Source organism: Bradyrhizobium sp. AUGA SZCCT0158, assembly GCF_018130065.1.
Lineage (GTDB): Bacteria > Pseudomonadota > Alphaproteobacteria > Rhizobiales > Xanthobacteraceae > Bradyrhizobium.
In genome coordinates, this window is sequence record NZ_JAFCME010000011.1 from 198,326 (window position 1) to 218,163 (window position 19,838).

Consider the following 19,838-nt stretch of genomic DNA (forward strand, 5'->3'; position numbering starts at 1 on the left):
TAACTTATAGGCCTTCTAAGGGCAAAGCCCGTGCAGGTAGTTGCGGAACTGGCTGCCTAGTTCGAGATGCGCGCGGGCAGGGTCTCGTAACCCTTGACAAAGCTTGAATAAACCCGCTTCGGCTCATCCATCACCTCGATCTTGTCGAAGCGCTTGAGGATCTCTTCCCAGATAATCTTCAATTGCAGTTCCGCCAGCCGCAAGCCGACGCAGCGGTGGATGCCGAAGCCGAAGGAGATGTGGGTGCGCGGCCGGGCGCGGTCGATGATGAACTCGTAAGGGCGTTCGATGATCTCTTCGTCACGGTTGCCCGAGACGTACCACATCACGACCTTGTCGCCCTTTTTGATCTGCTTGCCGCGGAACTCGATATCCTCGAGCGCGGTGCGCCGCATATGCGCCAGCGGCGTCTGCCAGCGGATCACCTCGGGAACGAAACTGTCGATCAGCGCGGGATTGTCGCGCAGCTTGCTGTACTGATCCGGATTTTTGCTCAGCGCATAGATGCTGCCCGACAGCGTGTTGCGGGTGGTGTCGTTGCCGCCGACGATCAAGAGGATCAGGTTGCCGAGGAAATTCTTCGGGTCCATGTCGCGGGTGGCTTCGCTGTGCGCCATCATCGACAGCAGATCGCTCTTCGGCGGCTGGTTGATCCGGTCTTTCCAGAGCGTGGCGAAATAGGTCGCGCATTCCAGAAGCTCGGCCTGCCGCGCCTCTTCGGTCGGGACGAGGCCGCCGGGCCCGGGAATCGTCGTCGCAATGTCGGACCAGCGCGTCAGCTTGCGGCGGTCCTCCCAGGGGAAGTCGAACAGCACCGCGAGCATCTGCGTGGTGAGCTCGATCGAGACCCGGTCGACCCAGTCGAACACTTCGCCGCGCGGCAGATTGTCGAGGCATTCGGCCGACCGCTTGCGGATGTTGATCGCGAGCTGGTCGAGATGGGTCGGCGTGAACATCGGCGCTACGGTCTTGCGCTGCGCCGAGTGGCGCGGCTGGTCCATGGCGATGAAGCTTTCGCGGCGCAGATCGGTCGCGACGTCGCGGATGGTGATGCCGCCGAGATAGGCCGCCGACGAGAACACCGCGTGATTGGTCTCGATGTCCATGATGTCGTTGTATTTGGTGATCGACCAATACGGCCCGAACATGCTGTCCTTGCAGTAATGCACCGGCGCTTCCCGGCGCAGCCGGTCGAAATACGGCCAGAACGTATCGGTCTTGAACAGTTCGGGATCGCCGGGGTCGAACTCGGCCAGCGGCAGCGAATAAGCGCGCTCGCGTGCGGCCTTTTGCCGGGAGTCCAGTTCAATGGAATCCTGGGTGAGTTCGATGGTTCCCTGCATGGAGCGGCTCCCTGATTGTTTTCCGCGCGCCGGGATTCGCCCGGTGGCGGTATTTTGGGGTGATTACAGCCGTTCGTACGTGCCGGGGCAAGGGACAGTTTTGATGCTTTGGCCGCATTGAACTTTACCCCCGGCCGGGGCCGATACGGAGCCGTATCATTCCTCGTGACAAGCGCGCCTGCAGGGGTTAAGGCTTATCCCAACAACGATATTTCGCCGGAGGTCGCCCGACCATGATTCCCAATGCGTACCGGATGTTCAATTTCGATCTCGGTGAAACCGCGGATGCCATTCGCGAAACCGTGTTTGCCTTTTCGAGCAAGGAGATCGCGCCGCGCGCGGCCGACATCGACAAGAGCAACCAGTTTCCACGGGATCTCTGGCCCAAGATCGGCGCGCTCGGCCTGCACGGCATTACCGTCGAGGAAGAATATGGCGGCACCGGGCTCGGCTATCTCGAGCATTGTATTGCGGTCGAGGAAATGTCGCGGGCATCGGCGGCGGTCGGGCTTTCGTACGGCGCGCATTCCAACCTCTGCGTCAACCAGATCCGCCGCAACGGCAACGACGCGCAGAAGCGCAAATATCTGCCGAAGCTGATCTCGGGCGAACATGTCGGATCATTGGCGATGTCGGAGCCGGATTCCGGCTCCGACGTGGTGTCGATGAAGACGCGCGCGGACAAGAAGGGCGATCGCTTCGTGCTGACCGGCAGCAAGATGTGGATCACCAACGGCCCGGTCGCCGATACGCTGGTGGTCTATGCCCGAACCGACGCCAATGCCGGCCCGCGCGGCATTACGGCGTTCATCATCGAGAAGGGCATGAAGGGATTTTCCACCGCGCAAAAGCTCGACAAGCTCGGCATGCGCGGCTCCGATACCTGCGAACTGGTGTTCGACAATTGCGAAGTGCCGGAAGAGAACGTGCTCAGCGAAGTCGGCCGCGGCGTCAACGTCCTGATGTCGGGCCTCGATTATGAACGCGCGGTGCTGGCCGCAGGTCCGATCGGCATCATGCAGGCCTGCATGGACGTGGTGCTGCCTTACGTGCATGAGCGCAAGCAGTTCGGCCAGCCGATCGGCACCTTCCAGCTTGTGCAGGGCAAGATCGCCGACATGTACACCACGATGAACGCCTCGCGCGCTTATGTGTATGCGGTGGCGAAAGCCTGCGACCGCGGCGAGACCACGCGCGAGGACGCCGCCGGCGCCATCCTCTATGCCGCCGAGAAGGCGACGCAATGCGCGCTCGACGCCATCCAGCTGCTCGGCGGCAATGGCTACATCAACGATTACCCGACCGGCAGGCTGTTGCGCGACGCCAAGCTCTACGAGATCGGCGCTGGAACCAGCGAAATCCGGCGTATGCTGATCGGGCGGGAGCTGTTCGACAAGTCGGCGTAAGTGAACCGGATCACACTCCAGTCGACAAATTGGTGTAAACCCGATTTGTTGCCCGCTGCCTCGGAGCTGCCCTGGAGTTGACCCGTGAACGAGATGAGTTGGACCCCGCTCGGGCCGCCATCGCTGCCGAAACCGCCGCCGATGCCGGTGGGGTTTTCCGGCAAGCGTGATGAATTCTTTCAACTGGTGAAGCGCGGCGCCGGGCTGGAATTGGTCACGCTCGGCTTCTACCGCTTCTGGCTCACCACCGACATCCGCCGCCATCTCTGGAGCAATACCCAGATCGACGGCGACGGCGCCGAATATACCGGGCGGGGCCGGGAATTGCTGATCGGGTTCCTGGTTGCCCTCGCGATCCTGGTGCCGATCTATCTGGCCTACTTTCTCGCCGGCCTCGAAGCCGAGCATTACAAGGCGTTCGCCAGCATTCCGCTGGTCGCCTTCTTCTATCTGTTCGGGCAGTTCGCGATCTTTCGCGCCCGCCGCTATCGCCTGACGCGCACGGTGTGGCGCGGCGTTCGGTTCTGGATGAGTGGTTCGGGCTGGATCTATGCCTTGCAGGCGTCGCTGTGGGGCCTGCTATCAATGGCGACCCTTGGCCTGGCGCTGCCCTGGCGCACGGCGGCGCTCGAGCGCTACAAGATGCGCCATTCATACTACGGCGATCTGCAGGGGAAGTTCGAGGGAAGCGGCTGGGAATTCTTCAAGCGCGGCTGGTGGCTGTGGTTGCTCGCGCCGATGGCATTCCTGATGCCGCTGTTCGCACCCTTCATCTACGGCGCGTTCAAGGCGGTCGAATGGCGCTGGTGGCTGTCCGGCATCCGGATCGGCGGCGTGCGCCTGGAATCGGAATTGCCGCGCAGCCGGCTGATCGGCCTGTACTGGAAGGTGGTCGGCTGGATCGTCGTGCTGGGTCTGGTTTTCTCGGTCTACCTCGCAGCTGCCACGGCGCTGGTTGCCAGCATGAGTGGCGAGGGAATTGGCGAGTTCTTCAAGTCGCAGGAAGCTTCTCAGAGCATCCTGTTGCTGGTGCTCGCAGGCTTCGGCTACCTGGTGTTCGCACTGGCGCTCAACGTCGTGATCCGCGTCTATCTGATGCGCGATCTCTGGGTGCGGGTGTTGGAATCGATCAACATCCACGGCATCGAGGCGGCCGCCAATGTTTCGGCAAGGGGTGAACTGGCCAATGCGCTTGGTGAAGGTTTTGCCGATGGCCTTGACGTGGCGGGCTTCTAGCTGATGACCGGTACCATCACGGATAGCGACGCTCCCGGTACCCCGAAATCGCCGCCTAGCGGTTCGGCGATCTATTTCGACGGCAAGTCGAACCAGCGTCGCCCGGTCACGCTGCACTTTGCTGACCGGCTTGAAATCCGCGACGGTGAAGCGACCGTTGCGACATGGGCCTATGCCGACATCCGCCGTGCCGACGGTCCCTCCGGCATGCTGCGCCTCAGTGCTCTGACCGCACCGGCGCTGGCGCGCCTGGAGGTTCGCGATGCCGTGGTCGCGGCCGACCTGGTCTCGCGCTGCGCAACTCTGGACGAGAACACGCCGGGCCGCCGCGGTGTCGCCGCGATCGTCGGCTGGTCGCTCGCCGCGACGGTTTCGATCATCGCGGTGGTATTGTTCGGCGTCCCGCTCGCCGCCGATCGCTTGGCGCCGCTGGTGCCGGAGGCCTTCGAACGGCGGCTCGGTGAGGCGGCCGAAAGTCAGGTCAAGACGATCTTCGACGCCAAGGTCTGCGACAATGCGGCCGGACAAAAAGCCTTCGTCAAGCTCATGACCGCGATACGTGAATCCGCCGGGATGGATACGTCGGTTCAGTCCAGCGTGCTGTCGTCGTCGGTGCCCAATGCCTTCGCGCTGCCGGGCGGCAGGGTTTACATGTTCAACGGCTTGCTGGCGAAGGCCGAGAACGCCGACGAGATCGCAGGCGTGCTGGCGCACGAACTCGGCCACCACAAGCATCGCGACAACATGCGGGGATTGATCCGCGACGGCGGCACAGCGTTTCTGGTCGGGTTGTTGTTCGGCGACATCACGGGCTCCAGCGCGCTGATCTTTGCTTCAAAGACGCTGGTCACCTCGTCCCATTCGCGCGAGGCCGAGCAGGATGCCGACGGCTTCTCGATCGACGTCATGCACCGGCTGGGCCGGCCGACCAAGCCGATGGGCGAACTGCTCGTCCGCGTCACCGGCAAGGGAGGCAAGGGCCTCTCCATCATCTCCAGCCATCCGATGAGCGAGGATCGGCTGGCGCGGATGACCCGGGAAGACCGGCCGGCCAGCAAACCGCCGCTGCTGACGCCGGAGGAATGGCAAGCGCTGAGATCGATCTGCGATTCCGACGGCAAGATCTGACGGCCAATTCGGCGGGTCTGGTTATCGTCGCGCGCTTTTGCGCGACCGTGGCGCGGCCTCCGGCGCGGGCAGGGCAACGGTCGGCTTCAAATCCCACACCGCCTGCATGGCCGAGAACGCGTGCGAGATCACCGGTTCGTGCCGCCGCGATGTCAGGCAGGCAAAGCTGAGGTCGCAGGTCACCGTCACCTTGTCGGCGATCACGAAGTTCCGCTTGCGGGTGATGCGATCGAGGGTGCAGTCGCGCGCGAGGCTGAGGCAGATGCCGGATTCGACGAAGTCGATCATGGCCTCTTCCTGGTCGGCATAGGCCACGCGCTTCGGCAGCGAGCCCATGGGACGGAAGATATTGTCGAGCAGGCGCCGATGCGCCGAGTGCGGCGGCGTTGCGAGCCACGGCAGGCCGATCAGGTCGGGCCAGTCCTTGCCGATCACCCGGTCGCTCCATTCCGCCGGGGCAATCACCCGGTACGGGTAGCTCATCAGCGGCGCGAGCTGGTACTTTCCGTCGTCGATGTGGCGCTCGGAGAAGCTCGGGAACGACAGGGATTCGGCAGGCGTCGCGTCGACAAAATATCCGACGTCGAGGTCGCCTCTGCCGATCTGCGCCAGCACGTCGTCGCTCATGCCGTAGCGCAGGAAGACTTCGGTCTGTTTCAAGGACGTGGCGAGGCTCCGCACGAAAGGTCCGAGCCGGATGAACTCGGGATCCAGGATCGTGCCGACCCGAAGCGATCCCCGTACCGACTCGCGCAGGGAATCCGCCATCGTCTTGAAGTCCGACGAGGCCGATATCGCCTTGTGCGCCAGCGGCAGCAGGGCGGCGCCGGCTTCGGTCAGGGTAAAGCCGCCCGGTGTTCGGTTGAAAAGCAGCAGGCCGGTACTTTCCTCCAGCCCTTTTAGCTGCAAACTGACGGCCGGCTGGGTCAGGTTCAGCAAACTTGCCGCGCGCGACACAACGCCCTCGCGCGCCACGGTGATGAAGCAGCGCAGGGCCTGGGTACGGGGGAGGTCATTCATTTGAAAAGCTTATACACGATTTCCTTTGTCTCATTAGACAAGATTTGCTCCTGCAAGTCACAAGTTTTCGAAGGCGAAACCCTGCGTTGTCACCGGCCGGAACCTGGATCATGGCGCTTGCCGGCAATTGCGGGGGACAGAATGAAGAAACTCGCTGAAATGATGTGGTGGCCCTGGTTGCGCCGTTGTGCCGATTCCGCCCGAAGCGGCGCAGTCGCCGCCTTTGCTGTCCTCCTGGCAGGTGTATGTTCGCCGGCGTCGGCCGACGGCTATCCCGAACGGCCGGTTCAGCTGGTAGTGCCCGCCGGGCCAGGCAGCAGCACCGACACCATCATGCGGTCGCTGGCCCAGGTCGCAGCGCCGATGCTCGGCCAGCCGATCGTGGTCCTGAACAAGCCCGGCGCCAGCGGCACCATCGGCGTCGGCTTTGTGACGAAGTCCGAGCCGGACGGCTACACCATCGGCGGGGTGCCGAGTGGCGCCATCACCATGGCCCCGCATGTCGCTGCGCAAAGCTTCCAGCAGGCCGACTACCGCATTGTTGCGATGATCACGCAGGCCGCCGGCGTGTTCTGCGTCCACCCGGATTTTCCGGCGAAGAACGCAAGCGAGTTCCTCGCCGAGCTAAAGAACAACCCCGACAAATACACCTATGGTTCGGACGGCGTCGGCGCCTTCGTGCAGTTTTCGACCGCACGGATTTTTCAACCCCAGGGCATCCGCCAGCGGATCATCCCCTTCACCGGCGCCGACCAGACGGTAACGGCCTTCCTTGCGCGCACCATCGACATCTATGGCGGCGCCATCGCCTCGATCGCGCAACTTGTCGCCGAAGGAAAAGCAAAGTGCCTGCTGCTGACCACGGCGCGGCGCTTTCCGACGCTGCCCGACGTCGAGAGCCTTGATGACGTCAAGATGGCGCCATCCCAGACATTGCTGTGGCGCGCGGTCATCGCGCCGCGCGACATCCCGCAGGACCGCTTTGAAAAGCTGCGCGACGTTCTGACCCGGGCGGCGCAAAGCCCCGAATTCAAGGCGATGGCGGCCAAGCGCGGCGAGGAGGTCTGGACGATCAGCGCCGAAGACGCCGCCAAATACGCGCAAAGCGAATTCGTCCAGATGGAGCAGCTCGCCAGAGAGCTGCGCCTGAAACCGAACTGACGGGAGCGCCGCCATGCCGACCGTCAGAGCCGGCGACGGGACACCGTTGCACTACGCGGTTCACGACTACACCGACCGCTGGCGCAAGGCAGAGACCATCATCCTGATCCACGGCTTCGCCCGCTCGGGCGAGTTCTGGTTCAACATGGTGCCGTATCTGGCGCGGTTCTACCGCGTGATCTGTCCGGACTTGCGCGGGCTCGGACAATCGACGCCGCTGAACGATCCGGCGCACGCGCTCGCGCTCGCTGCCTACATCCGGGACATCGAGGCGGTGGCCGATCACGCGGGCGCTTCGAATTTCCATCTGGTCGGCGAGGCGATCGGCGGCGCCATCACGCTGATTTTCGCCGCCGAGCGGCCGCAGCGCCTGCGTACGCTGTCGGTGCTGGCGCCGGCGGTGTGGGCCAATGATTGGATCCGCAACGCCTATGCGGTCGGCTTTCCAAGCTGGGTCGAGGCCATCAGGGCGCTCGGCGTCGAGGGCTGGGTGCGCAAGTCGAACACGCTGGCGCGGTTTCCCGCCGGTTTCGATCCCGCCTTCATGGATTGGTACGCCCGGGAAGTCGGGAAGGCCGACGTCGAAATCGTCGCGGCGATGGTCGAGTTCGCCGGCTCCGTCGACGCCAGACCTTACCTGCAGAAGATCACGGCTCCGACGCTCGCACTCTATCCGACCGGCAGCAATATCTCCTCATCCGATCAGGAAGCCGCGCTGCGCGACAACATCGCCTCGGTGCGCGTGACGCATCTGGGCACACCCTACGCGATGCTCGGGATGCTGCAGCCGCGGGCCTGCGCCGAACACATCCTGAGTTTTGCGGCAGATCATGACGGGATCGTTTGCCGGGAATAGCAGTTTCGCCAAGGAAACCGTTCGAACTGAACGAGGACCGGAGGCAGTGCCGCAACGAGGTCGCGGTGAACGGGCTAGCCCGTATTCCTGACCGCGTCAGCAAGCATCGCGTAAAGCTGGCTCTTGCTGAATTCCTTGGGTTGTCTCCCTACTGGCTTCAGCGACACCTTCTTTGCCACCGGGCGGGCACAGGCGGCCAATAACGCCGGCCTTCGTTTCGGGACCGGCCTTATCTTGGGTTTTGCCGTTGGCGACTTGTGACCACGCTTCAGGCCCAAGCGAGTTAGCCTGCCGCAGACCGCGTTACGGCTACACTCGAGACGACGCGCGATCTGGCTGGCGCTCTGTCCAGCGGCCCAGAGTTTTTTGAGCAGTGCTACGTCTTTCGCATCCCAACTCATGGGAGATACTCTACGCCGGCTGCCAGCGACAGGCCAGTCTAGTCGTCGTCCGGCTCGCGCACGACCGCCGGTTCGTCGGCATTGTCCTCTTCCTCTTCGTCCTCTTCGTCCTCTTCGTCTTCATCAGGATCTCGGGGCGGCACCGCGCTGTCCATGGTCACGAAGGGACTGCAGTGGATCAACCTGGTGGAAAGCTCCTCTGGGATCTGTTGCTTCATATTGTTGCTCCTCGGTGCGGGCCCCAGGGATTATGCCCCCTCTGCTCAGGTTCCGAATGAGGGTTTGCGCCAACACACCGTCTGCGGGCGCGGACATTCGTTTCGAGTTGCATTGGCGATCAGCCCACGCTCGGCCTGACAAGGCCGCACCACGCTCATAGCCGCCGACATCTTGTTGGCTTCGTGGTGCAAGCGGCACCGTGCATCCCGGAATTTGGTAGTCAAGCTTAGCCGATCTCACGCCCCGAATCGATCCCTACTCCGTAGTAATCGGCTCGGCCCGCCGATCTGAATTTCTGAGTAAGCTCACCTGCCCGCTGGAAGGCCTTCGTCGTATCGCTCGCCGTGAGCGCCACGGTAGTTGTTATGTCCGAAAGGCTTCCGCCAGCCGCGGCGGCAAGCACCGCTGAAATCATCGTGGGCTCATCCGGAGCTTCAGCTATGATCAGCCAATCGTAGGGCCCCAAAGTCAGATACCAACTGATCAGCCGACCACCGGCGGCCGCAAACAACTCGGCGACCGCCTCGGAACGGTCCTCCGGTTTCGCAGACATCCCTTTGATGGCCGCGGCGGTGTAACGACCTTGAGAAACGTAAATCGTCATGCTGGTCTCCTCCGCTTTCGCTGGTTACGATCGACGTCGTCCGGCACGCCGCTGCAGTTCTGAGCGCTACCTCAATGCGCGCTGAAGGTGAGGCCGGCGCGCTCGCTCAGGCGCTTGCGCAATGCCGGCCCCATCAGCGCGCCCGGCGTCCAGATGCCACCCTCGCCCTGCACGTCGCGCACGAGACAGAGAGCGCTCTCGGCGATCATCTTGCTGGTCGAGCCGTAGCCCGGATCGCGGTCGCCCGTGACTACCGCTTCGACCCGTCCACCATCCGGCAGCTCGCCCAGGAACAGGATGTCGTAGAGGCCCTTCTCGCGCGCTTCCCGGGTCGGGCCTGCGCCGGGTTTGAGACCGCCGGTCGCGACCAGGGAAATCATCGTGGCGAACGTCTCCGTCGTCACGCGGGCGAGTTCCCCAAATCCCGGCGCGACCATCATCTCGTCGTAAACGAAGTCCTTGCCATAGGGATGACCCAGCAGGAAATTCGTGCGGTGCACGTTCTTGGTGTTGATCGGCGCCATGGGGAACGGCACGAGCAACACGTTCATGCGCGGGTCGAATTCGGGGACGAGGCCCGACGGCTGAGACGGCCCGGTGAACCCCGGCGTCAACGCGAAGGGATTGTTCAGCAGCCGGATCAGGGCCGGGTCGCGCGCGGCGGCGGCCAACGTCGCCCGAGCGCTCGCTGCGGTGCCGCCAGACATGCCGCCTCTCACGTTGCGCAGGCGGGCTTTGACCCGGCGCGCCGGGCGTCCGAATTTCTCGCGCGCCTTCTCCTGCAACGTGAGCACGCCGAGATCGAACGGGATGGAATCGAAGCCGCAGGAAAAGACGATGCGCGCCCCGGTCCGTTTCGCCTCTTCGTGATGGGCGTCGATCATGCGCCGCATCCAGGCAGGTTCGCCGCACAGATCAACGTAGGCCGTGCCCGTGGCCGCGCAGGCCGCCACAAGCTCGGGACCGTGGAGCTGATAAGGCCCGACCGTCGTGACAATCACGGCCGCGCGCTCGCACATCGAACGTAGGCTGGCCGGCTCAGCGGCATCCGCCTTCACCAGAGGCAAACTGTCCGGTGCGCCGATGTCGGCACGCACCTTCTGGAGCTTGTCGGTCGAGCGTCCCGCAATCGCCCAGGACGGGGCATCGTCGCCGCGATAGGATGCCGCCAGATATTCGGCGATGAGACGGCCGGTGTAACCCGTCGCACCATAGACGATGAGGTCGAAGTCCCGCTTCACGACGTTGGTCCTCCCCGAGATCCGGGAGAGCTATCTTCTGATCCGTTTGCAATCGTAGGACACGAGGACGCTCAGCACGAGCAGCAAACCGTCCCATCGCGTTTGACGGAGGATACCACAGTTCCTGCCTTTGGGGGTGCGCAACGTCCGTTGGGGGCAATGCGGAAGTTGGGCCTCGTGACAGGGATGGCCTCTTGCCCTTCAGGAGCAGACATCGATAGGCCATCGCGGCAGATCTGCTTTGTGACCACAAGCAGTCACTGCACCACAGCAAACAACCCCGCTATTCAAGCACCTGGTCGGCGCGGGCGAGCAGCGCTGGAGGCATGATAACGCCAAGCGCCTTCGCGGTCCTCAAATTGATCACTAGCTCGAACCTGGTCGGTTGTTCGATCGGCAGGTCGGCAGGCTTTGCACCCTTGAAAATCTTGTCGACGAAGGCGGCGGATCGACGAAATCCATCTCGTAAATCAATCCCGTACGTCAGAAGAAAACCCGTCTCGGCATACTCTCTTGCGGCAGCGACTGCCGGCAGCCGATCTCTGATGGCCATGACGCCAATCTGTCCACGAAAGTTGAAGAGCACGCCATCGCTCAGTACGACGAGCGCCTGCGCGCGCTCCTTCACCATCGTCGCGAACGCTTGTTCGAGTGCGTCCAGCCCGCGTGCTTCAGCCGGGACAAGGGTCAAGCCCAGCGCCGGGGCAGCCTCCTGCATCGACGACAGCCGGGCGGGATTGGGCGAAAAGTCCGGATTCCACAGAACGCCCACGCGCGAGACGTTCGGCAGTGTGTCCTTCACCAACTCGAGCCGCTTGACATGTTGCTCGCCGCCCGTGTCCTGAGCGATCCCGGTCACGTTCCCGCCGGGGCGCGCCAGACTGGCGACAAGCCCGGCACTAACTGGATCGGCACTGCTGGCCACGACGATCGGGATCGTCGTGGTCACCTTCATGACGGCAACCGTATTCGTATTGTTCCCTGCAACGATGACGTCGACACCGAGTCTGACCAGGTCTGTGGCGAGCGCGGATAGCCGTCCCATCTCGCCATCGGCAAAGCGATACTCGATAGCGACATTCTCGCCAACGCGGTAGCCGAGGCTCCGCAGGCCCTCTTCGAACGCCTTCATAAGATGGAGCGAACGTTCCCGGGAGGTGGTTGCGAAGTAACCCACCCGGTAGACCCGCCCTGCGGGCTGCTGCGCGCGCGCGGCCAGCGGCCAAGCTGCCGCCGCACCTCCCAGCAGCGTGATGAACTCGCGTCGACGCATGCATCCCCCAAGAACACATCTCGTCCCGGGCCTAAAGCCTAGCACTTTGCGGATGCGCTGCGAGTGAGAAATGGCGCCCGGCCGATCAGGCTGTCTCAATTGGGGCATTCGCGTCGGTTGGCCACGACCACCGCTCTTCCCCTCGAAGCGGACCTCGCAACGGCGGCGTCGGGAAGGATAGGGAAGCTAACGGAGGTCAACGCCGCGATCGTGATGGATATCACTCCGGCAGATTATTCACCTTGCGCACCCATGCACGGACGTCGGCGAGCACGTCGGGCAATATCGCCCTGACGTCCTGCACGGTCATGCCGGCCTTGATCCGGGGATCGTACAGCAGGTTGAGCAGGTACTGGTCGTAGACGCCGAAATATCCCATCGACACATTGTCGTTGAACATGGTCCAGGGCACGGTCGGGGTGTCGTTGATCGGGCCGAGCGATTGCAGCAATTCCTCATAGGCGCAATCGAAGAAGACGAAGTCGCCATTGTCGACGGTGAGGATCACGTCGGAATGCTCGATCTCGAACTTTTCGTTCTTGCGGAAGCCGCTCAGGCATTGCGGGTCGAGCGAGGAGCGAATCTCGCGCGCCCGTTCGCTGCCGTAGAAGGTTATGATGGTGCGGTTGAGGTCGCGGTCCCGCACCAGTTTGACCAGCACATTGGCATCATCGTTGTTCGCGGCCATCGCGATATCGAGGTGCTGGACCCGTGTGGCGATGTCGGCGACGATCTTCGCGAGCTGGGCCTTGCGGTCGGCGCGGGTGCCGTCGGCGAACACCCGCACCGGTGCCTCGTATTTCCGGATGCGGTCGACGCGGCCGGCAAGGTGATACTCGGCGCCGAAGGCGATCTTGAAGAAGCCTTCGATGATCTCGCTGTCCGTGAAAATCTTCTTCTGGGCGCGCTGACGCTGGGCGACGGAGGGATCCCCGGCCAATGCCGCGGCGGGCAGCAACACTTCGCCGAGGGCTACGGCCGCCAGAGCGGCTGCGAGCATTCGCGGGAATCGAGGCCGGCCAATTGCGCTCATTGTGGCTCGACGCTGCCGCAATCGGCGCGTGCGCGCAAGACTTGTTCACGCCAGGCGAGGCTGGTTCAGGTCAACAAGTCTTGTTCGCGCGTCAACGCAGACGCTGCCGGTTCCCTGACGTTGGGATGCGGCTAGTTCTTGACGATCACCGGGGTGCCGACCGAGACGCGGCTATAGAGATCGGTCACATCGTCGTTGGTCATGCGGAAGCAGCCGGACGATACCGCCTGTCCGATGGTCTCGGGCTCGTTCGATCCGTGGATGCGGTAGAGCGTCGATCCCAGATACATCGCGCGGGCGCCGAGCGGATTGTCGATGCCGCCTTTCATGTGCCGCGGCAGATCGGGCCGCCGCGCCAGCATCTGCGACGGCGGGGTCCAGCTCGGCCATTCCTTTTTCGCCGTGATGCGGTGGGTTCCGCTCCAGCGGAAGCCGTCGCGGCCGACGCCGATGCCGTAACGCAGCGCCTGGCCGTTGCCGACCACGAGATAGAGCCGGCGCTCGGCGGTGTTGATGTAGATCGTGCCCGGGGCATAACCGCCCGAGAAGTTGACCGTCTGCCGCGGGATCGGGCTCGATCCGCCACCTCGGAAATCGGGACCGCCGCCGAAGAGGCCGCGCGAGTCGAAGAAGCCCCCGAAATCCTGGGCTTGCGCGTGACCGACACCGGCCAGCACCGTCAATGCCGCAAATAACAAAGCCAAAACCCGGGTCATTTTCTTCCTCGTGAAAAATCAGAATATGCAGCGAGACAGGCCATAACTGCCGCGATTTCGCAAGCAAAGAGCCCGTGAGCGCGCCATTTTCGGACACGGCGGTTAAAAAAGGCAACACATCGGAGGCGATGGCTGCATTGTCGGCTAAACCTTTGACGAAACGGGTGAACAATGATTGATCTTGAGCCGTCTTGAGAACAATCGCGAACGGGGGCGAGACCATGAACGGTGCGGAAAGTCTGGTGCGGACATTGGTCGCAGGCGGCGTCGACGTCTGCTTCACCAACCCCGGCACGTCGGAGATGCATTTTGTCGCCGCACTGGACCGGGTCGAGGGCATGCGTTGCGTGCTGGGCCTGTTCGAGGGCGTGGTGACGGGGGCCGCCGACGGCTATTTCCGCATGAAGGGCACCCCGGCCTCGACGCTGCTGCATCTTGGCCCCGGGCTCGCCAACGGTCTTGCCAATCTGCACAACGCCAAGAAGGCCAATTCCGGCATCGTCAACATCGTCGGCCAGCATGCCACCTACCACATCGAATACAATGCGCCGCTGACCTCCGATATCGAGGGCCTGGCACGACCGATGTCGTCCTGGGTTCGGACTTCGCCGGACGCGAAATCGGTCGCCCGTGACGGTGCTGCCGCCATCGCCGCGGCGAGCGGTGCGCCGCCGCAGATCGCAACCCTGATCCTGCCGGCCGACACCGCGTGGAACGAAGCCGATGGCGTGGCCGAAGTCCCGCTGGAATCGCAGCGTCAAAGCTACTCCCCGCAGGCCGTCGAGAAGGCGGCAAAGGTGCTGCGCGGAGGCGAACAGACCTTGCTGTTGATGACCGGCAGCGCGGTGACGGAGAAGGGACTGGCGCTGGCCGCGCAAATCGCCGGCAAGACCGGCTGCAGGGTGATGGGCCCGCTGGCCAGTCCACGAATGGCGCGCGGCCGCGGGCGTTTTTCGATCGATCGGGTGCCTTACGTGATCGAAGCGGCGCAAGCGGCGCTGAAGGGTTTTCGGCACATCGTGCTGGTCGAAGCCAACGATCCCGTGGCGTTTTTCGCCTATCCGAACAAGCCCAGCTTGCTGAAGCCTGAGGGCTGCGAGGTCCATCGCATGACGTCGAGCGGCGAGAATTCGGTCGCGGCGCTGGAGGCGCTGGCGTCTGCGCTGGGCGCCAAGCCGGCGGACGTGAAGCCGCAGACCCAGGTCGAACTCGTCAAGCCGACCGGCGCCCTGAACCATGCGTCAATTGCCCAGGCGATCGCCATGGCTATTCCGGACAATGCTATCGTCGTCGACGAATCCGTCACCACAGGGCGAGCATTCTTTCCGGTGATGGCGGCCGGCGCCCCGCACGACTGGATCCAGAATCTGGGCGGCTCGATCGGATACTCGACGCCGGTCGCGACCGGAGCCGCGATCGCCTGCCCGGACCGCAAGGTGATCTGCATGGTCGGCGACGGCAGCGCGATGTACACGCTGCAATCGCTGTGGACGCAGGCGCGCGAAGGCCTCAACGTCGTCACGATCGTGTTCGCTAATCGCATCTACCAGATATTGCGTGGCGAATTCGACGGCGTCGGCGCCGGCGAGCCGGGACAGCGTGCGCTCGACATGCTCAAGATCGACCGCCCGACAATCGACTTCGTCGCGCTCGGCAAGGGCATGGGCGTGCCCGGCCGGGCGGTCGACAATGTCGACGATTTCGTCAAGGCGCTGGCGGAAGCCGTCGCCGAGCCGGGGCCGCGGTTGATCGAAGTGCAGATGTGACGGCGTAGCCGTCATCCCGGGGTGCGAAGCGAACCTCAGGTGCGCAATTGCGCACCGGGGGATCTCTAGATTCCGGGTTCGATGCTTCGCATCGCCCCGGAATGACGGAAGGTCGGAGGCGACATGCAGACCGAGCTGAACAAGGTCGTCACGGCGCTGTCAGAGTTTTACGCGCACGAGACGTTCCTGCTCGAAAAGGACGTCGGCGAGCGCCCGCTGACGCACCGGCTGGCGGTGCATCTTGAACATCAGTTTGCCGGCTGGCAGGTCGATTGCGACTACGACAGGCTCGGCGAGCGGACGCTGCGGCTGCCGCACGGTTCGATCATCTCGACCGACGACCATCTCGGCAAATCGATCTACCCAGATATCGTCGTGCATCAGCGCGAGATCCCCAATAATCTGCTCACGATCGAGGTCCGGAAATCCGCCAATCACCAGCCGCTGGAACACGACCAGCACAAGCTGCGGGCGCTGACCGATCCGCATCTGTGGTTCGCCTACTGGATCGGCGTGTTCGTGACGCTCGGCAGGAAGCAGGTCGCGATGTCTGAGGTCTATACCGGTGGCGTGATCGATCCGGCTATGTCGATCTGGTTCGCCGAGCGGCTGAAGGATACGGGCTTAAGTGCAGGCTGAGACCTGCGAGGAGCGAGGGAAGTCATTCATGAATTTCAAGCGCACGATCCTGACAATCGCCTTTGTCGCGGCAGCTTCGCAGGCCTGGGGGCAGGCCGCGCCCGCGCCGGCGATAGAGCCCATCCTCGCCAATCCCAAGGTCGCCAAGACACTTGAGGACATCAAGGCCGACGATGCGCGAACGCTCGACGAGCAAAAGCGCATCACCGAAATTCCGGCGCCGCCCTTCAAGGAAAAGATCCGTGCTGAATACTACCAGAAGCGGATGCAGGAGCTCGGCTTCAAGGACGCCGCGATCGACAGCGAAGGCAACGTCATCGCGCTGCGCAAGGGGTCCGGCGGCGGCCGTCCGAAACTCGTGGTGTCGGCGCATCTCGACACGGTCTTCCCCGAAGGCACCGACGTCACGGTGAAGGAAAAGGACGGCGCCTTTGTCGCGCCCGGCATCGGCGACGATTCCCGCGGGCTGGCGGCGCTGCTGTCGCTGATCAAGGCCATGAACGCCAACGAGATCGCGACCGTCGGCGACATCATGTTCGTCGGCACCGTCGGCGAGGAGGAACTCGGCAATTTGCGCGGCGTCAAGGCGCTGTTCCGCGATCACAAGGACATCGACGGCTTCATCTCGATCGACGGGCTCGGCATCACCCGCGTCGTCAACCAGGCGACCGGCAGCCATCGCTACGAGTTCATCTTCAAGGGGCCCGGCGGCCACTCGTTCCAGGAGTTCGGCCTGCCGAGCGCGATCCACGCCATGGGCCGCGCGATCGCCAAAATCTCCGAGCTGCAGCCGCCGTCCGATCCCAAGACCACCTTCACCGTCGGCACCGTCGTCGGCGGCACCTCGGTCAACGCCATCGCGGCCGAAGCACGGATGGCGGTCGACATGCGCTCGAATTCGACCGATGAACTGCTCAAGCTCGAGGCGCGCCTGCTCGATCTCGTCAAGGAGGCGGTGGCGGATGAAAACGCGCGCTGGAAGTCCGACAAGCTTGGCGTCGAGGCCAGGATGATCGGAGACCGGCCCGCCGGAATCGTGCCGATGGATTCCCCGATCGTTCAGGCGACGCAGCGCGCGGTCGCCGCCGTCACCCGCGCGCCGCGGGTGACCTTTGCGGGCTCCTCGACCGACTCCAACATCGCGATGTCGCTCGGCATTCCCGCCGTCACCATCGGCGGCGGCGGCGAGGGCGGCAACTGGCACTCGCGCAACGAATGGTACAAGCCGACGGATGCGTATTTCGGCCCGCAAAACGCGCTGCTGACGGTTCTGATGCTGACCGGCCTCGACGGCGTGACCAAGCCGGCGCTGGTCGTGAGGCAGGGGAAGTAGGGGCGAGGTCTTAATCACAGCCGTCATGGCCGGGCACAGCCGTCTGAAGGGCGGCGTCGCTTCGCTCGCCTATGCCCCGGCCATCCACGTCTTCTTGCTTAGGTAAGGCTAAGACGTGGATGCCCGGCACAAGGCCGGGCATGACGAACAGGGTGTTAGTACTACGCCCCGATCACCGGGAACGACAATTCGCAGTCCAGTCCTTCGGGCTTCCACTGCCGCGTGATCCGGCCGCTGAGGGTGCGGACCATGCCGTCGATCGCGTCGACGCCAAATCCTTTCCGCATCGGTTCGGCAATTTGGGGACCGCCGGATTCCGTCCAGCGCAGCTGAAGGCTGTCGGCCTCATCGATCTGCCAGTGGATGTCGATCTTGCCCGCGGGGCCCGACAGCGAGCCGTATTTGGCGGCGTTGGTCGCGAGTTCGTGGATGGCCACCGCGATGGCCTGCGCGAGTGAAGCGGGAAGCCGGACGTCGGTCCCGGTCATGCTGACCCGCGTCGAGCCATAGGGCTTCAATTCTTCCTGAATGATGGTCTGGATGCTGGCGCCGGTCCAGCGCGACACCGAGAACAGCCGTTGCACATTGGCAAGCGCACTCAAGCGCCCCTGGAATGCGGCCTGAAACTCTTCGGCGCTGTCGGCCTTGGTCAGCCGCAGCATGGCCTGGATCACGGCGAGCAGATTGTTCGAGCGATGATCGACTTCGCCGGTCAGCAGCATCATGCGCTCTTCGGCCTGCTTGCGGGTGGTGATGTCGACCAGCATGTTGACGGCGCCGAGCAGCCGGCCGGCCTCGTCGCGCAGCGGTGTCGGGTATGGCATGAAGCAGATGCGCGAGCCGTCGGGCCGTTCGGCGATCGCCTCGACGTCGCGCACCGGGCGGTTTTCCTTGAGCGCAATCGCCATCGGACAATCTTCGTGGCGCAGCGGCGTGCCGTCCGGCCAGAACAGCTTCCAGGTCACGCACCACATCTCACCGATCTTCGGCGTGCGGCCGGCGAACTCGATGCAGGCATGGTTGAAGAACGTGATCCGGCCTTCGGCATCTGTCGTGTAGATGGCGGCGGGCAGCGCCTGCAGCAGATCGCGGAACTGCTTCTCACGCGATTCCGTGTCGTCAGCTGCGGCGGTGTTCCTGATGGCGTGCCGGGCCAGGATATCTTCGAGATCGGCAGCTTCGGAATGCCGGAACAAATTCAACATACTTATTTCTCCCCGCCCGCACTGACGCTAATTCGTCACAAAGGCAAACGTTCCGCGTGGCTCGGCGAAATAAGGCGTTTTGCGGTCCGGCGCCGCCCGGCGGGCCGCCAATTGGACAAATTGTCAGCAAATTGCGGTCAAAGCCGGATTCAAATGTTCCGCCAAACAGGATGCGTAAGGGGAACTTGCATGGCGTACAGGATCGTGGCGGAACGGGACAACGAGACCGTCAGGATGGACAGGACGAGTTCGCTGATGGCACTCGCCAAGGCGCGCGTATGGGCCAGCGAAGGCTGGGACGTCACCATCATCGTCAAAGACGAGGATGAGCTGGCGCCCGCGAACGCGGACCGTCTGTTGCTGGTGTAATGGTCTTCGCCGACGGCGCGAAGCACTCAGAGGGCCGCCCGGGGAGCGGCCTTTTTTTGTGACCTGCTCGGGCGCGCCGGTTTTGGCCTTGGCCACCCTTCAAAACGGCGATCAGTGCTCGATCGTGTGATCTGGGAATGATGGAACCGGGAACCCGGCCCGGCGTTGTCAGCGCGGGCAGGCTCTGTGGAGATGCGCCATGCACTGGCGATCAGAAACCGCGGATGCCGACGCGATGCGTGGCACCGGCGAGGACAACCTTCTCTACGCAACCGGATGGACCATCAGCGGGCTCGCGACCTTGGGCACCATCGTCGCGGTCTGGGTATTCGGGATCTGACGACGCGATGGCTCGGACGACCGCTGGTCGCGCGGTTACGCGCAGGCCACGCCCGCGCCCGTTCACCAGCCGATCGGGCGCGGCCCACACGACCCCACAAAGATTGACCCACAAAGATTCTTGGCTCCGCCCGCATTGTTAACTTGATATTTGTTCTTTGTTTGTTCTCTATAGGCTCCAACCCCCGGTGAGGTGAGCCATGGACAACAGATTGAACGAAATCCGCAGGAAAATCAGGTTCTTGCGCTCTCAAATGCTGGATGCCGAGAGTACCATCCGCCAACACATCAACCGCGACGAAGACTGCGCTGAGGCCTCGATGCAGGTGATGGCCATGCGCGTCGTGATGCTCGGGCTGATCAGCGAGCGGAACAGGCTCGGCGGCGAAGAACGCCTGCTCGATGTCGATGAGCGGCTGAAAGCGGATTGCCGAGCCGTCGGCCGCGGGCCCTTGAAAGGCGCGCGCGGCCGCCGTGTGCGATGAGGCTGGATATCAAGAGGCCTGGAAATCAAGAGTCGAAAAGCTGCGCAGGCAGCTTGCCGAACTGG

General features: G+C 63.5%; 21 protein-coding genes. 11 read left to right on the forward strand and 10 right to left on the reverse strand.

Annotated features, from left to right (window positions below):
- Positions 1 to 56: 56 nt before the first annotated feature.
- Positions 57 to 1,343 (reverse strand): cytochrome P450, encoded by a 1,287-nt coding sequence (locus JQ574_RS18230; protein WP_212211902.1) that lies wholly within the window; start codon positions 1,341 to 1,343, stop codon positions 57 to 59.
- 233 nt (positions 1,344 to 1,576) lie between these two features.
- Here JQ574_RS18230 and JQ574_RS18235 point away from each other — a divergent pair, with 233 nt between their 5' ends.
- The 3 genes from JQ574_RS18235 (at position 1,577) to JQ574_RS18245 (ending at position 5,113) form a co-directional block, all read left to right on the forward strand.
- Positions 1,577 to 2,749, forward strand: coding sequence for an isovaleryl-CoA dehydrogenase (locus tag JQ574_RS18235; protein WP_212211899.1), 1,173 nt, complete (start codon positions 1,577 to 1,579; stop codon positions 2,747 to 2,749).
- Between the two features lie 84 nt (positions 2,750 to 2,833).
- Entirely contained in the window at positions 2,834 to 3,985 is a 1,152-nt protein-coding gene (locus tag JQ574_RS18240; protein WP_312014756.1) for a DUF898 family protein, read from the forward strand.
- A 3-nt stretch (positions 3,986 to 3,988) separates the two neighbouring features.
- Positions 3,989 to 5,113 (forward strand): M48 family metallopeptidase, encoded by a 1,125-nt coding sequence (locus JQ574_RS18245; protein ID WP_212211896.1) that lies wholly within the window; start codon positions 3,989 to 3,991, stop codon positions 5,111 to 5,113.
- Between the two features lie 21 nt (positions 5,114 to 5,134).
- Here the strand turns inward: JQ574_RS18245 and JQ574_RS18250 are convergent, their stop codons facing one another.
- Positions 5,135 to 6,133 carry a LysR family transcriptional regulator gene (locus JQ574_RS18250; RefSeq protein WP_212211893.1) on the reverse strand — a complete coding sequence of 333 codons (999 nt, stop codon included), beginning with the start codon at positions 6,131 to 6,133 and terminating at the stop codon, positions 5,135 to 5,137.
- A gap of 141 nt (positions 6,134 to 6,274) precedes the next feature.
- Between JQ574_RS18250 and JQ574_RS18255 the strand changes: the two genes are divergently transcribed.
- Together JQ574_RS18255 and JQ574_RS18260 are read left to right on the forward strand one after the other, a co-directional pair.
- Positions 6,275 to 7,294, forward strand: a complete 1,020-nt coding sequence (locus JQ574_RS18255; RefSeq protein WP_212211890.1) for a tripartite tricarboxylate transporter substrate binding protein — start codon at positions 6,275 to 6,277, stop codon at positions 7,292 to 7,294.
- Positions 7,295 to 7,307: 13 nt separating this feature from the next.
- On the forward strand, positions 7,308 to 8,150 hold the full coding sequence (locus JQ574_RS18260; protein ID WP_212211887.1) for an alpha/beta fold hydrolase: 843 nt from the start codon (positions 7,308 to 7,310) through the stop codon (positions 8,148 to 8,150).
- A gap of 74 nt (positions 8,151 to 8,224) precedes the next feature.
- On the opposite strand, the gene JQ574_RS18265 is transcribed toward JQ574_RS18260, so the two are convergent.
- The 7 genes from JQ574_RS18265 to JQ574_RS18295 form a co-directional block, all read right to left on the reverse strand.
- Positions 8,225 to 8,551, reverse strand: coding sequence for a GcrA family cell cycle regulator (locus JQ574_RS18265; protein ID WP_212383760.1), 327 nt, complete (start codon positions 8,549 to 8,551; stop codon positions 8,225 to 8,227).
- Positions 8,552 to 8,589: 38 nt separating this feature from the next.
- On the reverse strand, positions 8,590 to 8,769 hold the full coding sequence (locus tag JQ574_RS18270; protein WP_212211882.1) for a hypothetical protein: 180 nt from the start codon (positions 8,767 to 8,769) through the stop codon (positions 8,590 to 8,592).
- A 227-nt stretch (positions 8,770 to 8,996) separates the two neighbouring features.
- Positions 8,997 to 9,374, reverse strand: a complete 378-nt coding sequence (locus JQ574_RS18275; protein ID WP_212211881.1) for a GYD domain-containing protein — start codon at positions 9,372 to 9,374, stop codon at positions 8,997 to 8,999.
- A gap of 71 nt (positions 9,375 to 9,445) precedes the next feature.
- Complete coding sequence (locus JQ574_RS18280) at positions 9,446 to 10,615, reverse strand: trans-acting enoyl reductase family protein (protein WP_212211878.1); 1,170 nt, start codon at positions 10,613 to 10,615, stop codon at positions 9,446 to 9,448.
- Positions 10,616 to 10,898: 283 nt separating this feature from the next.
- Entirely contained in the window at positions 10,899 to 11,888 is a 990-nt protein-coding gene (locus JQ574_RS18285) for an ABC transporter substrate-binding protein (RefSeq protein WP_212211876.1), read from the reverse strand.
- Positions 11,889 to 12,108: 220 nt separating this feature from the next.
- Entirely contained in the window at positions 12,109 to 12,888 is a 780-nt protein-coding gene (locus JQ574_RS18290) for a DUF2927 domain-containing protein (protein WP_249119416.1), read from the reverse strand.
- Positions 12,889 to 13,052: 164 nt separating this feature from the next.
- Positions 13,053 to 13,637 (reverse strand): L,D-transpeptidase, encoded by a 585-nt coding sequence (locus JQ574_RS18295; protein WP_212211872.1) that lies wholly within the window; start codon positions 13,635 to 13,637, stop codon positions 13,053 to 13,055.
- 221 nt (positions 13,638 to 13,858) lie between these two features.
- Between JQ574_RS18295 and JQ574_RS18300 the strand changes: the two genes are divergently transcribed.
- The 3 genes from JQ574_RS18300 to JQ574_RS18310 all read left to right on the forward strand — a co-directional run bounded on the left by JQ574_RS18300 (position 13,859) and on the right by JQ574_RS18310 (position 17,375).
- The gene (locus tag JQ574_RS18300) at positions 13,859 to 15,403 is read left to right on the forward strand and encodes an acetolactate synthase large subunit (protein WP_212383762.1); all 1,545 of its coding nucleotides are present in this window, start codon (positions 13,859 to 13,861) and stop codon (positions 15,401 to 15,403) included.
- 123 nt (positions 15,404 to 15,526) lie between these two features.
- Complete coding sequence (locus JQ574_RS18305) at positions 15,527 to 16,042, forward strand: hypothetical protein (protein ID WP_192736580.1); 516 nt, start codon at positions 15,527 to 15,529, stop codon at positions 16,040 to 16,042.
- Positions 16,043 to 16,070: 28 nt separating this feature from the next.
- A complete protein-coding gene (locus JQ574_RS18310) occupies positions 16,071 to 17,375 on the forward strand; it encodes a M20/M25/M40 family metallo-hydrolase (RefSeq protein ID WP_212211869.1) in 1,305 nt (434 codons plus the stop codon).
- A gap of 161 nt (positions 17,376 to 17,536) precedes the next feature.
- Here the strand turns inward: JQ574_RS18310 and JQ574_RS18315 are convergent, their stop codons facing one another.
- Positions 17,537 to 18,580 (reverse strand): HWE histidine kinase domain-containing protein, encoded by a 1,044-nt coding sequence (locus tag JQ574_RS18315; RefSeq protein WP_212211866.1) that lies wholly within the window; start codon positions 18,578 to 18,580, stop codon positions 17,537 to 17,539.
- Between the two features lie 189 nt (positions 18,581 to 18,769).
- Between JQ574_RS18315 and JQ574_RS18320 the strand changes: the two genes are divergently transcribed.
- The 3 genes from JQ574_RS18320 to JQ574_RS18330 all read left to right on the forward strand — a co-directional run bounded on the left by JQ574_RS18320 (position 18,770) and on the right by JQ574_RS18330 (position 19,773).
- Positions 18,770 to 18,949, forward strand: coding sequence for a hypothetical protein (locus JQ574_RS18320; RefSeq protein WP_212211863.1), 180 nt, complete (start codon positions 18,770 to 18,772; stop codon positions 18,947 to 18,949).
- 199 nt (positions 18,950 to 19,148) lie between these two features.
- The gene (locus JQ574_RS18325; RefSeq protein WP_212211860.1) at positions 19,149 to 19,289 is read left to right on the forward strand and encodes a hypothetical protein; all 141 of its coding nucleotides are present in this window, start codon (positions 19,149 to 19,151) and stop codon (positions 19,287 to 19,289) included.
- Between the two features lie 253 nt (positions 19,290 to 19,542).
- Positions 19,543 to 19,773 (forward strand): hypothetical protein, encoded by a 231-nt coding sequence (locus tag JQ574_RS18330; RefSeq protein ID WP_212211858.1) that lies wholly within the window; start codon positions 19,543 to 19,545, stop codon positions 19,771 to 19,773.
- Positions 19,774 to 19,838 lie beyond the last annotated feature (65 nt).

What these genes read in the sequence shown, in the direction of transcription:
- JQ574_RS18265 (WP_212383760.1), bottom strand. Translation starts at nt 8,551, where the DNA reads ATGAGTTGGGATGCGAAAGACGTAGCACTGCTCAAAAAACTCTGGGCC.
- JQ574_RS18270 (WP_212211882.1), bottom strand. Translation starts at nt 8,769, where the DNA reads ATGAAGCAACAGATCCCAGAGGAGCTTTCCACCAGGTTGATCCACTGC.
- JQ574_RS18300 (WP_212383762.1), top strand. Translation starts at nt 13,859, where the DNA reads ATGAACGGTGCGGAAAGTCTGGTGCGGACATTGGTCGCAGGCGGCGTC.
- JQ574_RS18310 (WP_212211869.1), top strand. Translation starts at nt 16,071, where the DNA reads ATGAATTTCAAGCGCACGATCCTGACAATCGCCTTTGTCGCGGCAGCT.
- JQ574_RS18330 (WP_212211858.1), top strand. Translation starts at nt 19,543, where the DNA reads ATGCTGGATGCCGAGAGTACCATCCGCCAACACATCAACCGCGACGAA.
- JQ574_RS18305 (WP_192736580.1), top strand. Translation starts at nt 15,527, where the DNA reads ATGCAGACCGAGCTGAACAAGGTCGTCACGGCGCTGTCAGAGTTTTAC.
- JQ574_RS18295 (WP_212211872.1), bottom strand. Translation starts at nt 13,637, where the DNA reads ATGACCCGGGTTTTGGCTTTGTTATTTGCGGCATTGACGGTGCTGGCC.
- JQ574_RS18285 (WP_212211876.1), bottom strand. Translation starts at nt 11,888, where the DNA reads ATGCGTCGACGCGAGTTCATCACGCTGCTGGGAGGTGCGGCGGCAGCT.
- JQ574_RS18325 (WP_212211860.1), top strand. Translation starts at nt 19,149, where the DNA reads ATGCACTGGCGATCAGAAACCGCGGATGCCGACGCGATGCGTGGCACC.
- JQ574_RS18250 (WP_212211893.1), bottom strand. Translation starts at nt 6,133, where the DNA reads ATGAATGACCTCCCCCGTACCCAGGCCCTGCGCTGCTTCATCACCGTG.
- JQ574_RS18315 (WP_212211866.1), bottom strand. Translation starts at nt 18,580, where the DNA reads ATGTTGAATTTGTTCCGGCATTCCGAAGCTGCCGATCTCGAAGATATC.
- JQ574_RS18245 (WP_212211896.1), top strand. Translation starts at nt 3,989, where the DNA reads ATGACCGGTACCATCACGGATAGCGACGCTCCCGGTACCCCGAAATCG.
- JQ574_RS18275 (WP_212211881.1), bottom strand. Translation starts at nt 9,374, where the DNA reads ATGACGATTTACGTTTCTCAAGGTCGTTACACCGCCGCGGCCATCAAA.
- JQ574_RS18230 (WP_212211902.1), bottom strand. Translation starts at nt 1,343, where the DNA reads ATGCAGGGAACCATCGAACTCACCCAGGATTCCATTGAACTGGACTCC.
- JQ574_RS18255 (WP_212211890.1), top strand. Translation starts at nt 6,275, where the DNA reads ATGAAGAAACTCGCTGAAATGATGTGGTGGCCCTGGTTGCGCCGTTGT.
- JQ574_RS18290 (WP_249119416.1), bottom strand. Translation starts at nt 12,888, where the DNA reads ATGCTCGCAGCCGCTCTGGCGGCCGTAGCCCTCGGCGAAGTGTTGCTG.
- JQ574_RS18235 (WP_212211899.1), top strand. Translation starts at nt 1,577, where the DNA reads ATGATTCCCAATGCGTACCGGATGTTCAATTTCGATCTCGGTGAAACC.
- JQ574_RS18260 (WP_212211887.1), top strand. Translation starts at nt 7,308, where the DNA reads ATGCCGACCGTCAGAGCCGGCGACGGGACACCGTTGCACTACGCGGTT.
- JQ574_RS18320 (WP_212211863.1), top strand. Translation starts at nt 18,770, where the DNA reads ATGGCGTACAGGATCGTGGCGGAACGGGACAACGAGACCGTCAGGATG.